The sequence below is a fragment of the Segetibacter sp. 3557_3 genome (assembly GCF_004354985.1).
In the GTDB taxonomy this organism is placed as follows: Bacteria; Bacteroidota; Bacteroidia; order Chitinophagales; family Chitinophagaceae; genus Segetibacter.
Window position 1 is genome coordinate 345,887 of record NZ_SMSK01000003.1, and the last position, 15,958, is coordinate 361,844.

8 protein-coding genes are annotated in these 15,958 nt (G+C 47.4%); all 8 read left to right on the forward strand.

Annotated elements, in window-relative coordinates; genetic code table 11:
* Positions 1 to 78 precede the first annotated feature (78 nt).
* Entirely contained in the window at positions 79 to 843 is a 765-nt protein-coding gene (locus tag EXU57_RS07665; protein WP_133267596.1) for an SGNH/GDSL hydrolase family protein, read from the forward strand.
* Between the two features lie 261 nt (positions 844 to 1,104).
* The gene (locus EXU57_RS07670) at positions 1,105 to 2,889 is read left to right on the forward strand and encodes an exo-alpha-sialidase (protein WP_243745540.1); all 1,785 of its coding nucleotides are present in this window, start codon (positions 1,105 to 1,107) and stop codon (positions 2,887 to 2,889) included.
* Positions 2,890 to 3,228: 339 nt separating this feature from the next.
* Positions 3,229 to 4,569: a sialate O-acetylesterase gene (locus tag EXU57_RS07675; protein WP_133267598.1), complete on the forward strand. Its 1,341-nt coding sequence runs from the start codon at positions 3,229 to 3,231 to the stop codon at positions 4,567 to 4,569.
* 51 nt (positions 4,570 to 4,620) lie between these two features.
* A complete protein-coding gene (locus EXU57_RS07680) occupies positions 4,621 to 7,377 on the forward strand; it encodes a glycoside hydrolase family 2 protein (RefSeq protein WP_133267599.1) in 2,757 nt (918 codons plus the stop codon).
* Between the two features lie 485 nt (positions 7,378 to 7,862).
* Positions 7,863 to 10,628, forward strand: a complete 2,766-nt coding sequence (locus EXU57_RS07685; protein WP_133267600.1) for an alpha-L-rhamnosidase — start codon at positions 7,863 to 7,865, stop codon at positions 10,626 to 10,628.
* A gap of 590 nt (positions 10,629 to 11,218) precedes the next feature.
* Complete coding sequence (locus tag EXU57_RS07690; RefSeq protein ID WP_133267601.1) at positions 11,219 to 11,929, forward strand: DUF3826 domain-containing protein; 711 nt, start codon at positions 11,219 to 11,221, stop codon at positions 11,927 to 11,929.
* Between the two features lie 153 nt (positions 11,930 to 12,082).
* Positions 12,083 to 13,210 carry a sialidase family protein gene (locus EXU57_RS07695; protein ID WP_133267602.1) on the forward strand — a complete coding sequence of 376 codons (1,128 nt, stop codon included), beginning with the start codon at positions 12,083 to 12,085 and terminating at the stop codon, positions 13,208 to 13,210.
* Positions 13,211 to 13,283: 73 nt separating this feature from the next.
* Positions 13,284 to 13,757: an IS200/IS605 family transposase gene (gene tnpA, locus EXU57_RS07700; RefSeq protein ID WP_133267603.1), complete on the forward strand. Its 474-nt coding sequence runs from the start codon at positions 13,284 to 13,286 to the stop codon at positions 13,755 to 13,757.
* The last annotated feature ends 2,201 nt before the right edge of the window (positions 13,758 to 15,958 follow it).

Genomic DNA, 15,958 nt, shown 5'->3' on the forward strand with positions numbered 1-15,958 from the left:
CGCTTGAAATATCAAAAATAATTCCGTACCATCAGTGTCGCCCGTGTTCCATAGTATAAATTCGATAAAAATAACGATATGCCCCACAACAGCGCATCCAGAAGACAATTCATAAAGAACACCTCCGCAACGGGGCTTTCCATGCTCGCCATTCCTGCACTGGTATCATCGGTTTTTGCCGCGCAGGGACTTAAGAAAAAAGTCACCATTGCGCAAGACGACATTATTCTTTTCCAGGGCGACTCGATCACCGACGCCGGCAGAAAAAAAGATGAGCTAAACCCCAACAATCCCGGCGCTTTGGGTTCCGGCTATGCAATGATTGCCGGTTCAACCCTTTTGTTTCAGCATGCCGGAAAAAACCTTAAAGTTTTCAACAAAGGCATCAGCGGAAATAAAGTGTACCAGCTCGCCGAACGTTGGGAAAAAGACTGCCTTGCACTGAACCCTGATGTACTCAGCATAATGATTGGCGTGAACGATTTTTGGCATACACTAACCAACAATTATAAGGGCACGGTTAAAACGTACTCAGATGATCTGACGAAACTGCTCGACAGCACAAAACAAAAATTACCCGACCTGAAACTGATCATCGGCGAGCCATTCGCAGTTACAGGAGTAAAAGCAGTTGACGACAAATGGTTTCCGGCGTTCAACGATTACCGTGCCTCAGCAAAGGAAGTCGCCACCAAATTTGGAGCAGTATGGGTGCCATACCAAAGCATATTCGATAAGGCACAAAGAACAGCTCCGGGCGTTTACTGGACCGGTGATGGTGTTCATCCTACACTCGCGGGCTCACACCTGATGGCACATGCCTGGCTGGAAGCGGTCAAGTAATGCAAAATGCAAAATGTAAAATGCAAAATTAAAGCCTCCCTGAAAACTGCCTTTCTAATTTCAGCTGAGATCCGCTAATCCGCCATTCGTAATTCGCTAATCCGTAATCCACGAATTCGCCGTTCTCTCTGCGCAATCTTGGCTTCTCTCGTTCTCTGCGGTGAATGGTTTTAATCCGCCAATCCGTAATCCGCGAATTCGTATATCATTATGAATATATCCCGAATATCCTTGTTAGTTTTTTGCTGCCTTTCGAAAGTCATGGCACAGGACACCGTACGTTATGTTGGCAATACGTTAGTAAATGTCGATTACCACCATGGCCAACTCGCGCCGGTTGTTGGTGTACACAACATACAGGTTTTTCGCGCCAACCGCGAGCACCCCGAATGGGCCGGTGGTTTTAACTGGACCTATAACCACGCACCAATGCTCGCTTATTGGAACAACCAATTTTACCTGGAGTTCTTAAGCAACCCGATCGGCGAACACCAGCCACCCGGTCAAACGTTTTTGCTCACGTCAAAAGACGGTTACACCTGGTCAAAGCCAAGTGCGGTATTTCCACCCTACAAAATTCCCGACGGTACACGAAAGGAAGGTCGTACCGAAGTGGCAAAAGACCTTTATTCGGTAAACCACCAGCGTATGGGTTTTTATGTTTCTAAAAAGAACAGGTTGATGGTGCTTGCATACCATGGCGTCGTACTCGGACCAGGTGATGATCCAAACGATGGTAAGGGTGTAGGAAGGGTCATCCGCGAAGTGTACAAAGATGGTACTTATGGTCCCATCCACTTCATCCGCCACAATAAAGGCTGGACAGAAAAAAATACTTCCCATCCATTTTACAAGTCCAGCAAAGACAAAGGTTTTGTCGAAGCCTGCGAAGAGCTACTTGCTAATCCGCTCATGACCCAACAGTGGGTTGAGGAAGCTGATCGCGATGATCCGTTAATCAGTTTGAAAAAAGATTATAAGGCGCTCAGCTACTATCACCTGAACGACGGAAGGGTTGTGGGCCTGTGGAAAAATGCACTCACTGCAATAAGTAGCGACAATGGTAAAACCTGGCCGGCAAATGCCGTTCGGGCGCCAAAATTTGTTAACAGCAATGCAAAGATCTGGGGACAGAAAACATCTGACGGCAAGTTTGCAACAGTTTACAACCCGTCGGAATTCAGGTGGCCGCTTGCATTGTCAATAAGCAGCAACGGGCTCAATTTCGATCGGCTGTTATTGGTAAACGGCGAGATCTCTACCATGCGTTATGGTGGTGCATATAAGTCATACGGTCCGCAATATGTTCGTGGAATCAACGAAGGAAACGGAACACCACCCGATGGCAATATGTGGGTAACCTATAGCATGAATAAAGAAGACATGTGGGTATCGAAGATACCCATCCCGGTAACTGAAAAAGTGACGGCAGATGTACAGGAAGATTTTAATACAATGCCTGCAGGCAACGAATTACGATACTGGAACTATAACAGTGGTTTATGGACACCTGTTGCAATCGGCCAAACCAACGCCGGCACAAAGGCGCTTACGTTGCAGGATTGGGACCCCTTTGATTATGCAAAGGCCGAAAGGGTTATTCCTGCGGCAAAAACAATGAGTGCCGAGTTTACGCTTATACCACAGCAAAATGATCACGGCCAACTCGCTATCGAGTTCCAGGACGCTAAAGGAACTGCGGGCGTAAGACTTACTTTCGACTCTGCCGGAAACCTGCATACCAAAGCAGGTTATCGCAATCGCAACCTGATGAAGTATACTGCGGGTGAGCAATACAACTTCAGGATCGACCTGAATACCGAGACTCGTTTTTATAACATTACGGTTAACGGAAAGGCACTACCGGCAGGGCTGTTTTTTGCCCCGCTTGATAAAATTGAACGCATTGTATTTCGTACTGGCGAGGTGCGTCGCTTTCCTGATGCCGATACCCCAACCGACCAGAATTACGACCTGCCAAAGGGCGGTGAACAGGCAAAGAAAGCGGGTTATTACATCACCTCGTTGAAAACAAAATCGCAATAAGTATTGGCCTGGCCGTTTTCACTAGTCCTACGGGTTCGTTAATCCCGTTTATTTCAAAGATTCTTTTTGGACCCAGCCGAAGTGACTCTATTTAACATCCTTGCCCGCCCGGCTGCGCCAGTCGGACGGGCGTCGCACTCTTGTACAACATCTTTTCATTGCAGCTTATCCTCCTGATCCTGTGCTATGTTCCACTTCGATAACTTGTGTTCCCTGGCTGTTTCCAGATACTTGCCTCACCCATTATTTAGGCAAGTGGTGTGCCTGATCGTTATCGTTCATTGTTTAACATTACCCGCATTTGCTGAGGTAATATTACCAAAAGTACTTGGGCACAACATGGTGCTCCAGCAAAACAAACCGCTACCAATTTGGGGAAATGCCCAACCGGGAGAAAAGGTATCGGTCAGCTTTGCCAATCAATCCAGGTCTGTGATTACTGGTGGAACAGGCAAATGGCTTGTTACACTTGATCCATTAACCGCATCCGAACAACCTCGCGAATTCATCATCAAAGGCAACAATACCATCACGCTAAAGAATGTATTGGTAGGGGAAGTTTGGTTGGCTTCAGGTCAGTCGAATATGGAATACACGATGCGGAAAAACAGCAAGGTGGTTACTACTGATAGCGCGAACTTAAACTCACCAGTAAATGAATTACAACGGGCGAATAATGCATCCATCCGCATATTCCTGGTCACCAGTAAAAATCTGCGGAAGCCCGACTCCACACACAGTGGCTGGAGTACTGCACGTGACTCGGCGCTGAGATCTTTTTCCGCTGTTGCTTACTTTTTCGCCAAAGAACTGTACGACAAGCTGCATGTGCCAATTGGCATGATTTCTTCGGCAATACCAGGCAGTGCGATAGAGCCATGGTTACCGGGAACACCTCAAACTTACGGAAGTAAAGCCATCCAACTTGATGAAAGTAATCCCGGTAAATTCTATACTACAATGGTTGGTCCCTTGGCGCCTTATGCCATCAAGGGGTTCCTGTGGTACCAGGGTGAAACCAATTGTTTTCAAAACGAAACTACCGAATACAGGCAGAAGTTAGCAGCACTGATTTGGGGTTGGCGCAAGCAATGGACAGATGAAAAGTTGCCTTTTTATTACGTACAGATAGCGCCATTTTATTACTCGAAAAGCGCAGGCAAATACCCGCTTACAAAAGAAACCCTTCCAAAGTTTTGGGAGGCCCAGGCCCTGGTAATGCAGCTACCAAATACAGGAATGGCTGTCATCACCGGTACTGTAAAAAATCCTGAAGATCTTCATCCCGGAACCAAGTGGGAGGTGGGGCGAAGACTTGCACAATGGCCGCTAGCAAAAGATTACAATATAAACGTCGTCCCTTCAGGACCCATATTCAGGAGCAAAAAGCTTGCAGGCAATACCCTTGAGCTTTCATTTGACTATGTTGGCCAGGGCCTGGTTTCTAAAGATCGATTACCCTTAACCCACTTTGTTGTTGCAGGTGCCGACAAAAGGTTTGTTCCGGCAACGGCCTTCATCAAAGGAGATAAAGTAATTGTTTCCGCAGAAGGTGTGTCACGGCCGATGGAAGTTCGTTTTGCATGGGACGAAACAGCCGATCCAAATTTCTCCAACAAAGATGGTTTACCGGCAATGCCTTTCCGCACTGATGGGGTACCTACGGCTAGTTTCAAATAAGCTAAATCTGTGCTACTGGCAGGTGTACGCTTTACAATAACCTATTCTGATTTGAAATCACAACTACTTATACTTTTTCTATTTGTCGTTATTACCGGCACCGCGCAAAAAACCCAAATACAGTATTTGTCGGGTACGGGCGAAGACAATACCGTACAATGGGATTTTTACTGCACCGATGGTCGAAACTCCGGTAAATGGACAACCATACCGGTACCCTCCAACTGGGAGTTGCAGGGATTTGGTAAATACGATTATGGTTTTGCAAAGGATAGTGTTCGCGGCAAAGAAAAAGGGATGTACAAACATCGCTTTACGGTACCTGCAGCATGGAAGGGCAAAACCGTAAACATCGTTTTCGAAGGTTCGATGACGGACACGGAGGTAAAAATAAATGGCCAGGCTGCCGGGGAAATTCACCAGGGTGCCTTTTACGTATTCCGGTACAACATCAGTCAATTACTAAACTACGGAAGTGAAAACCTGTTGGAAGTCACAGTTGCGAAACACTCGGCAAACCAGTCGGTAAACGAAGCTGAACGCAAAGCCGACTTCTGGATATTTGGTGGCATCTTCAGACCGGTTTATCTCGAGATGTTGCCAGTTCAACACATTAGTCAGGTGGCTGTTGACGCAAAAGCAAATGGAGCCTTTACCACCAGCGTTGAAACTAAAGGTGCAGCAGACCGGGTGGACATAAACTTGTTTAATTCACAAGGCGCAAAAGTGGGTACTATTACGAGCCCGGTAAGTGGCTCTGGTACAACAACATTATCCCGTACTTTTCCCCGGGTAAACCAGTGGACCTCGGAGTCGCCCTATTTATACAATGCAGTCTTCACCCTATACAGCAAGGGTAAACCTGTACATACCATCGCAAAGAAAATTGGCTTTCGCACTGTTGAAGTAAAGCAACGCGACGGTATCTATGTAAACGGTGTTAAAGTGAAAATGAAGGGCGTTAACCGGCATTCGTTCTGGCCAACGAGCGGTCGCACCACGAGCAAAGCAATAAGCCTCAAGGATGCACTTTTGATGAAAGACATGAACATGAACGCCGTCCGTATGTCGCATTATCCTCCCGACGGTCACTTCCTGGATGTATGTGACTCATTAGGCTTATACGTGATGGACGAACTGGCGGGCTGGCATGGTCACTATAATACTCCAACCGGCACAAAGCTGTTAAAAGAGATGATTACCCACGACGTGAACCATCCCTCCATCATCATCTGGTCAAATGGCAACGAAGGCGGTCACAACTTTGACCTTGATCACCTGTTTACCGCATACGATATTCAGAAACGTCCCGTTGTGCATCCATGGCAGTTGTTTGGCGGCATAGAGACCCAGCACTACCGCGAATTTAACTATGGCATTGGGAACTACAACAATGGTCGCGAAATTGTAATGCCAACCGAATTCCTGCACGGTAATTATGACGGTGGCCATGGTGCCGGTCTACAGGATTATTGGGAACACATGTGGCACGACCCCCTTAGTGCAGGTGGTTACCTCTGGGACTTTGCCGACCAGGCCGTGGTTCGCACCGATAAAGATGGCATGCTCGATACCGATGGCAGCCGTGGTGCAGATGGTATTGTTGGTCCATACCATGAAAAGGAAGGCAGCTACTACGCGATAAAAGAAATATGGAGCCCCGTGTATTTTGAACGCAGAAACCTTACCGATGACTTCGATGGCAGACTCAACATTGAAAACCGTTACCACTTCACCAACCTTAGTTCGTGCAGGTTTACCTGGAAGCTCCGCAATGTAGATGGCAAGGGCGCTTCAGATCTCACGGGCACTATTGCATCACCAGATTTGCTGCCCTTACAGAAAGGCTCACTGCTTTTGCGCTTGCCTGCTAACTGGAACACTTACCAGGCATTGTATGTTACCGCCTACGGCCCCGATAAAAAAGAACTGTTTACCTGGAGCTTTCCCATCATCTCGCCGGCCATGGTGTTAAAAAAGCGAATGCCTGTTGCAAACCCGGGAAAAGTACAGGTTACCGAGCAGGACTCGTTATACAACATCAACACCGCCGGGGTAAACATCAGCATCAATCGCAACAGCGGTAAACTGGAAAAGGTGTCGAATACAAAAGGGCTCATCCCGTTTACAAAAGGTCCGGTACTGCAGGAGGGCGTAAACAACTTTCAAAACTTCACCCATCGCTTTGCCGGTGATACCCTTGTGATTGAGTCTTCTTTTGACCGGAAAAAAAGCTACAATATTTTGCGCTGGTTGGTATACCCTTCTGGTATCATCAACATGCAGGTCCAGTATTTTCCGGCAGAATACTTCACCTGGTTTAATGGCGTTAATTTTTCTTTTCCCGAAAAGGAGATGAAAAGTGTGGAGTATATGGGGAATGGTCCCTACCGGGTTTGGAAGAACCGGCTGAAAGGGAACAGCTTTGGCATTTGGAAAAAGGATTACAACAATACCGAAACAGGGGAAACATGGGTGTACCCTGAGTTTAAGGGTTATCATTCAAATATGTACTGGTGTAAGTTTATCACCAGCACACAGCCATTCACGGTTTATACCGATAAGGAGGACCTGTTTTTCAGGTTGTTTACACCAGCATGGAAAACCGACCAGTGGCACAATTATGAACCCTTGTTCCCTGGTGGTGACATCTCGTTTATGCAGGGCATCCCGAGCATTGGGTCGAAAACGCAACGCAATGAAACAACAGGGCCGATGGGTGCAAAAAACATTTTTTACGATTACGAAAAAGATCCTCAACGTGCGCTGAACATCAACCTTTACTTTGATTTCCGGGTCACGAAATAAATCTCACCGCGGAGAACAAGAGAAGCAGAGACTACGCAGAGAGAATGTGATTATCGGATTCCGAATTAGCGTATGGCGGATTAAAACCCACCCCAGAGAACGGGATTATCGGATCCCGAATTAGCGGATGGCGGATTAAAACCCACCGCAGAGATCGGGATTATCTGATGCCGAATAGACGATTTGCGGATCCAATTTGGTGCAATAATCATGTCCGCGGGCAAAAATGAATTTTACATTTTACATTTTTCATTTTACATTATTAAACCGCGGAGAACAAGAGCAGCAGAGACTTCGCAGAGAGAATGTGATTATCTGATTCCGAATTAGCGAATGGCGAATAAATTAATGCGATGATCATGTTCCCCGGCAGAGGTAATTTTTTACATTTTACATTTTTCATTTTTTACCGCAGAGACCAATAGCTGCACATATTTCGCAGGCCCTATTCTGATTTTTTACTTTTGACTTTTGACTTTTTGCATATGAAATTTACTTCCCCGATTATCGCGCTTTGCGTCGTTGCAATAACGTTCACCTCGTTTCGCGACAAGCCTTCCACAGCTGTCCAGCTCGTGAACCTTCGCACCGAAATGCTGACCAACCCGCTTGGTATTGATACGCGTAAACCAAGGTTGAGCTGGGAGCTTGCCAGTGATCAGCGGGGTGTTGAACAGGTTGCCTACAACGTACTCGTTGCATCGTCTCCCTCAAAGCTGGCGGCGAATGAAGGCGACCTGTGGAACTCGGGAAAAGTAAGTTCCAATCAATCTATTCACATCAGCTATAATGGAAAACCTTTACACAGCAGGGCTGAGTGCTACTGGAAAGTAAAAACCTGGACCAAAACCGGTGAGAACGAATGGAGCAGTGCCCAACACTGGAGCATGGGCCTGCTGGAAAAAACAGATTGGCAAGCTAAGTGGACGGGCCTGGATAAAGCTTTTCCGTGGGATAGCGTAACTAAAATGTCGAGGCTTTCTGCGAGGTATTTTCGAAAGAACTTTACTGCACCAAAACAGTTGCAAAAGGCTACCGTCTACATTAGTGGATTAGGTCTTTATGAACTTTATATCAACGGTCAGAAAATCGGCGACCAGGTACTGGCACCGGCACCCACTGACTATTCGCAATCGCTGTTGTACAACACTTTTGATGTCACCAACAACATCAAGACCGGAACAAATGCAATTGCCACTGTTTTGGGCAATGGCCGCTTCTTCGCCATGCGCCAAAATTATAAACCGCAAAAGTGGCACACCTTCGGTTATCCCAAAATGCTCCTGCAATTGGAGATGGTATTTACCGATGGCAGTAAACAAACCGTCATCAGTGATGGCTCATGGAAGGTTACGGCTGACGGGCCAATACGAACCAACAATGAATATGATGGCGAAGAATACGACGCCACTAAAGAGATCCCCAACTGGAACTACCCCATCTTCGACGACCGCAAATGGTTAGATGCACAACTGGTAAAGGCTCCTGGTGGCAGGGTTGTTTCACAGATGACCCCACCCATGAAAGTGATGGAAACCTTAAAGCCGGTTTCGGTAAAACAGTTGCGGGGCGACACGGTGATCATGGACATGGGCCAGAACATGGCAGGATGGGTGCGGATGAAAGTTAAAGGCGATCGTGGAAGAAAAGTAACCCTGCGGTTTGCAGAAAGCCTTACCCCTGATGGTGGCCTGTATACGGCAAACCTCCGGGACGCCCTTGTAACTGATGTTTACACCTTACGCGGCATAGGTGAAGAAACCTGGGCACCCAGCTTCGTTTACCACGGGTTTCGTTATGTGGAAATTACCAACTACCCTGGCAAAGCAGGCGTGGGGGACTTTGTAGGAGAGGTCGTATATGATCAAATGCAAACTACCGGAACGTTTGAAACCTCGGACCGGACGATTAACCAGATCCATAAAAATGCTTATTGGGGTATCCGTGGCAATTACAAAGGCATGCCGATTGATTGCCCACAGCGAAACGAACGTCAGCCCTGGCTTGGCGATCGAGCCACCGGCGCTTATGGCGAGAGTTTCATTTTCGACAATGGAAAGTTGTATGCCAAATGGCTGAAGGATATCCAGCAATCTCAAACTGCTGAAGGCAGCATTCCGGATGTAGCGCCCAGCTTTTGGTTTTACTATAAAGACAATGTAACCTGGCCTGGTACCTACCTGATGATCGCGAATATGCTGTACAATCAGTACGGCGATAAACAACCCATCATCGATCACTATGCATCCATGAAAAAGTGGATGAAATATATGCAGGGTAAATACATGACGAACTACATCGTAACAAAAGACAGTTATGGTGATTGGTGCGTTCCTCCGGAATCACCGGAGCTGATTCACTCCAAAGATTCATCGCGTATTACCGACCCGCAGCTGCTTGCTACAGCAACCTATTACCATATGTTACAGCTCATGCAACGTTTCGCGACCCTCAGCGGACAAACCGCTGACGTGCCCGGCTATGCGGCGCTGGCAGAAAAGGTGAAAGCTGCTTTTCAAAAAAAGTTCTACAATCCGGAAACGAAGAATTACAGCAACAATACGGTAACCGCAAACATTCTTCCACTGGCATTTAAGATGGTGCCTGAGGGTGCTGATGAAGCCGTGTTTCAACACATCGTTGATAAGACGATGATTGAAAATAAGGGACACATCAGTACCGGTGTAATTGGCACCCAGTGGTTGATGCGTTGGCTAACAAAATATGGAAGAGCCGACATTGCATTTCGGCTCGCTTCCATCAGGGATTATCCAAGCTGGGGCTATATGGCCGAAAACGGCGCCACTACTATTTGGGAATTGTGGAACGGCAATACGGCAAACCCAAGTATGAATTCGCAAAATCATGTCATGCTGCTCGGCGACCTGGTGGTATGGTATTATGAAAACCTAGGCGGCATCAAAACAAGCACGGAAAACCCCGGATTTAAAGTCATTGAAATGAAGCCTTCTTTTGTTGAGGGCCTCACGAAAGTTCATGCCTCGTACCAATCGGTACATGGCCTTATTAAAAGTGAATGGAATAAGACCGGATCATCATTGAAGTGGGACATCAGTGTTCCCGGCAACGCAAAAGCAATCGTGTTTATACCAGCTTCATCCTCTGCTGCAGTCATGGAGAGTGGGAAGGCTATTCCGGATACCGAAACCGTAAAGTTCCTGCGTATGGAAGCCGGCAATGCGGTGTACGAAGTAGGATCGGGGAGTTATTCGTTTTCGACTGGCAAATAATGAAAAATGAAAAAGTTCATTTCTGCTTCGGAACAAGATCATTGCATAGATTGAATCCTCCATTCGTTAATCCGGAATCCGCAAATCCGTAAATCTTCTTCGCCCGATCTCTGCGGTAAAAAAGTCAAAAGTCAAAATTAAGAAGTAAAAAAAGGACTCTGCGAAGTCTCTGCTTCTCCCGTTCTCTGCGGTTCAAAAATGTAAAATAAAAAATGTAAAATGTAAAATTCATTTCTGCCCGGGGACATGATTATTGCACCAAATTGGATCCGCAAATTGTCTATTCGGCATCAGATAATCCCGATCTCTGCGGTGGGTTTTAATCCGCCATCCGCTAATTCGGAATCCGATAATCACATTCTCTCTGCGAAGTCTCTGCTTCTCTCGTTCTCTGCGGTAAAAAGTCAAAAGTAAAAATTAATAAGTCAAAAAAGGACTCTGCGAGGTCTCTGCTTCTCCCGTTCTCTACGGTTCAAAAATGTAAAATGTAAAATGTAAAACGGAACTCTGCGCCAACTCTGCCTCTCTCGTTCTCTGCGGTTCTGTATTCAATCCGCGGTTCGCTAATCCGTTAATTCACTAATCATATCATGAAATCAAACATAATCACTGCCGCAATTATTAGTGGCCTCCTGCTGTCATCTTCAGCCTATAGCCAAACCCAGAGCGTTGCAACACCTGCAGCCTCCTCCGACAACAAAGCAAAGTCCGACGAGGACCAGGAAAAACGGGCCGCTGAATGGATCGGTTCACTTAACCTGAACGATGCCGGTAAAGAAGCCCGCCTACGGACTGTCGTTGTTACACACTTAAAAACCATTCGCGACTGGCACAACGAACATCCCCCTTCAACTGTGCCAGCAGGCATCAACCCGGTAACCGGCAACAAACTGAGCGACCTTGAGAGGCAGGTCATTGCCAACTCGGCAATGCCGAAGTCAGTTCATGAAAACCTCATGTCGGGTTTAAGAAAGGACCTCACTGAAGACCAGGTGGAACTGGTGTTGGATAAATACACCATTGGTAAAGTGGCGTTCACGATGAATGGGTACAAGTCCATCGTTCCCAACATGACCGAAAAGGAGGAATCTACAATCCTCGCCTTTTTAAAACAGGCGCGCGAGCAGGCGGTGGATTATAAAAACATGAACCAGATCTCTGCAATATTCGAGATCTATAAAACAAAGTCGGAACAATACCTCAACAACAATGGCCGCAACTGGCGCCAGATGTACAAGGAATATACCGATGCGGTTAAAGCGAAAAAAGCTGCGGCTGCAGCTGCAAAACCCACCCAATAATAGGGAAGGGGGTGGAGTTTTGGGATCGGATACACCGCATAAGTCGTAAGCGTCACAGTCTCACTGAGATGATTACTGTAAATTCAAAAACGATCTTTATAAAAGATCAGGTAATCACCTTTACGACATAAAAGGGCAAAAAATCTAAACGGTATGATGAGAAGAAATCTGTTGATGTTGTTTTTAGCAACTATGTTGGCTCCCCGGGCATTTGCCCAGCTAAAACTTTGGCAACAGGGGCTTGTAGCACAGGAGTTCATTTTCGATAAAGCGCCTTTTCCCGAAAGCCATAGTGCCACCATTGAAGAGACACCAAAGGGTTTGGTTGCAGCATGGTTTGGCGGAACCAAAGAACGCAACCCCGATGTGGAGATCCGCGTAAGTCGCCGGGTAAACGGTAAATGGACAGCACCGGTGTCCGTTGCAAATGGTATACAAAACGATACCCTTCGATATCCCACATGGAACCCTGTTTTGTACCAGGTTCCTAATGGTGAGCTCCTGTTGTTTTACAAGATTGGTCCCAAGCCTTCCGAATGGAAAGGATGGATGATCTCATCGAAGGATGCGGGTATCACCTGGTCACAGCCAAAGGCACTACCGGAAGACATAATCGGACCTGTAAAAAACAAGCCGGTGCTCGTGGGTAAAAGACTGATTTCCCCATCAAGCACCGAAGGCTCAGGTGGAAAACTGCATTTCGAGATATCGGACGATTTCGGAAAAACGTGGCGGAAAGTGGGCCCGATTAATGGTGAAGAATTCAATGCCATACAGCCCACCATTTTCGTTCATAAGGATGGTAAGCTCCAGATATTTGCACGTAGTCGCAATCGCGCCATTCTTGAGTCGTGGTCGAAGGACAAAGGCGAAACCTGGTCACCACTGGCGAAGTCGTCGCTGCCAAACAATGCGTCAGGATTTGATGGTGTCACCCTGAAAGATGGGCGTCACCTTTTGGTATACAACCACGTACTTGCGCCGGGTGATGAACCAAAGGGCGCTCGTACCCCGCTGCATATTGCGGTTTCAAAAGATGGTAAAAACTGGTTTGCTTCCATGTTGTTGGAGGACTCGCCGATCAGCCAGTATTCTTACCCTGCGGTTATCCAGTCGAGAGATGGTATGGTACACGTGGCGTATACCTGGAGACGTCAAAAAATCAGGTATGCAAAACTTGATCCCTCAAAATTGAAGATGATTCCGATCGTAAATGGAAAATGGCCGGACCTACCCGGCTATACCGCGCCAAAAGCTGGTGAGGTTACCGATGAGCAATAGCTGTTCCCCTGGCTAAACCGTTTGAAAGTCCGGAAAAGAATATTAGTTTATCGCAAACTAAATTCTTCACTACATGAAGAAATCAAACACGTACACCAGGTTGCACATTCATTTTGTTTTTGCGGTAAAGTTCAGGGCCGCCGTTATTGATCAACAATGGGAGGATCATTTGCACAAATACATCACCGGGATCGTTCAAAACAACGGGCATAAAATGCTCTGCATAAATACTGTCCCGGACCATCTTCATTTCATCGCCGGCATCAACCCGACACAATCCATTTCGAAGATGATGGAGCTGGTCAAGGGCGATAGTTCCGAGTTTGTCAATAAGGAACAGTTTACCGCCAGGAAGTTTTATTGGCAAAGCGGTTTTGGAGCATTCAGTGTAAGCTATTCGCACGTCGACCGAGTTATAAAGTATATACTGAACCAAAAGCAACACCACCAGGTAAGCACGTTTAAGCAAGAGTACGTCAAGATGCTTGTCGATAACCAGGTTGATTATAATGAGCAATATATCTTCCAGGATCTTGCGGATGATTAATGTTCCCCCCGTTGATTTTGTGTATATCGGAACCGTCTCAAACTCCATTGCTGGCGTACTGAATAAATGGCTAGCCCCGCTGGGGCATCGCTTGCTGAGGGTGGTTGTTAGGTTAGCAAGTGGGTAGCCCCGCTGGGGCATTGAGTCCTCCCTCATCACGGCAATGCATTCCCATACCGTGGTAACAACATGTTGCCCCGCAGGGGCATGGATCCGATGTCCATGATCGCGCGCTACAACCCATTTGTTTTCAAAATTTGTTGATCGGGTTTCATGCCCCAGCGGAGCATCCCATCAGTCACCCCATTTGTCACACAATGCAATCCATGCCCCAGCGGGGCAACCCAATGGTGCGGGATATTGAACATAATCAATGCTGCATTTCATCAAACCGCGACAACCTCTGTGTAACATGATGGGGTCTGTGCCCGATAGCGGGTACCCAATTGCAAAATCAATCGACAAATTGATGAGCATGTCCCAGCGCGATAATCCCCTGGGTAACCCGTATAGGAGCATGCCCCAGCGACGAAACCTACCCTGTAACACCATGCCGTCCATGCCCCAGCGGGGCAACATATCCTTAGACACGGTTCATAAATCAAATGTCCATGCCCCAGAGGGGCAACCCATTTGTGCGGGATATTGAACATAATCAATGCTACATTTCATCAAACCGCGACCACCTCTGTGTAACACGATGGGGTCTATGCCCGATAGAGGCTACGCAATTGCAAAATCAATCGACAAATTGGATGATCACGCCCCGTCGCGATAATACACTGGGTAACCCGTATAGGTGCACGCCCCAGGGGCGAAACCTACCCTATAATCCAATGCCGTCCATGCCCGAGCGGGGCAACATATCCTTAGACACGGTTCATAAATCCAATGTCCATGCCCCAGCGGGGCAACCCATTTGTGCGGGAGGTTGAACGTAATAAATGGTGCATTTCGTCAAACCGCGACCACCTCTGTGTAACACGATGGGGCCTATGCCCGATAGGGGCTACCCAATTGGAAAATCAATCGACAAAATGGATGATCACGCCCCGTCGCGATAATACACTGGGTAACCCCTATAGGTGCACGCCCCAGCGGCGAAACCTACCCTGTCACACCATGCCGTCCATGCCCCAGCGGGGCAACCCATTGGTGCGGGATATTGAACATAATCAATGCTGCATTTCATCAAACCGCGACAACCTCTGTGTAATATGATGGGGTCTATACCCGATAGCGGCTACGCAATTGCAAAATCAATCGACAAATTGGATAAACATGCCCCAGCGCAACAATCCACTGGGTAACCCGTATAGGTGCACGCCCCAGGGCGAAACCTACCCTGTAACACCATGCCGTCCATGCCCCAGCGGGGCAACCCATTGGTGCGGGATATTGAACATAATCAATGCTGCATTTCATCAAACCGCGACCACCTCTGTGTAACACGATGGGGTCTATGCCCGATAGAGGCTACGCAATTGCAAAATCAATCGACAAATTGGATGATCACGCCCCGTCGCGATAATACACTGGGTAACCCGTATAGGTGCACGCCCCAGCGGCGAAACCTACCCTGTAACACCATGCCGTCCATGCCCCAGAGGGGCAACATATCATTAGACACGGTTCATAAATCGAATGTTTATGCCCCAGCGGAGCAACATATCGTTAGACACGATTCATAGATCCGGTTCCATGCCCCAGCGGGGCAACATATCATTAGACACGGTTCATAAATCGAATGTCCATGCCCCAGAGGGGCAACCCATTTGTGCGGGATATTGAACATAATCAATGCTACATTTCATCAAACCGCGACCACCTATGTGTAACACGATGGGGTCTATCCCCGATAGAGGCTACGCAATTGCAAAATCAATCGACAAATTGGATGAGCATGCCCCAGCGCAACAATCCACTGGGTAATCCGTATAGGAGCATGCCCCAGCGGCGAAACCTACCCGGTAACACAATGCCGTTCATGCCCCAGCGGGGCAACATGTTGTTACCACGTCGCGCGACAAACCCTGTGTATCACGATCGGGTCCAAACGCCATCAGGGCAACCCATCTGCTTGAATTGATTGATCGGATGTTCATGTTCCGGCGCTACCAGCCATTTGTTTTCAAAATTTGTTAATCGGGTTCCATGCCCCACCGGCGCTACCCAGTTGTTCTTGTTCGATTGCAAAACAG

Coding starts and splice junctions, on each gene's coding strand:
- EXU57_RS07665 (WP_133267596.1), top strand. CDS start 79: ATGCCCCACAACAGCGCATCCAGAAGACAATTCATAAAGAACACCTCC.
- EXU57_RS07670 (WP_243745540.1), top strand. CDS start 1,105: ATGGCACAGGACACCGTACGTTATGTTGGCAATACGTTAGTAAATGTC.
- tnpA (WP_133267603.1), top strand. CDS start 13,284: ATGAAGAAATCAAACACGTACACCAGGTTGCACATTCATTTTGTTTTT.
- EXU57_RS07685 (WP_133267600.1), top strand. CDS start 7,863: ATGAAATTTACTTCCCCGATTATCGCGCTTTGCGTCGTTGCAATAACG.
- EXU57_RS07690 (WP_133267601.1), top strand. CDS start 11,219: ATGAAATCAAACATAATCACTGCCGCAATTATTAGTGGCCTCCTGCTG.
- EXU57_RS07695 (WP_133267602.1), top strand. CDS start 12,083: ATGATGAGAAGAAATCTGTTGATGTTGTTTTTAGCAACTATGTTGGCT.
- EXU57_RS07675 (WP_133267598.1), top strand. CDS start 3,229: ATGGTGCTCCAGCAAAACAAACCGCTACCAATTTGGGGAAATGCCCAA.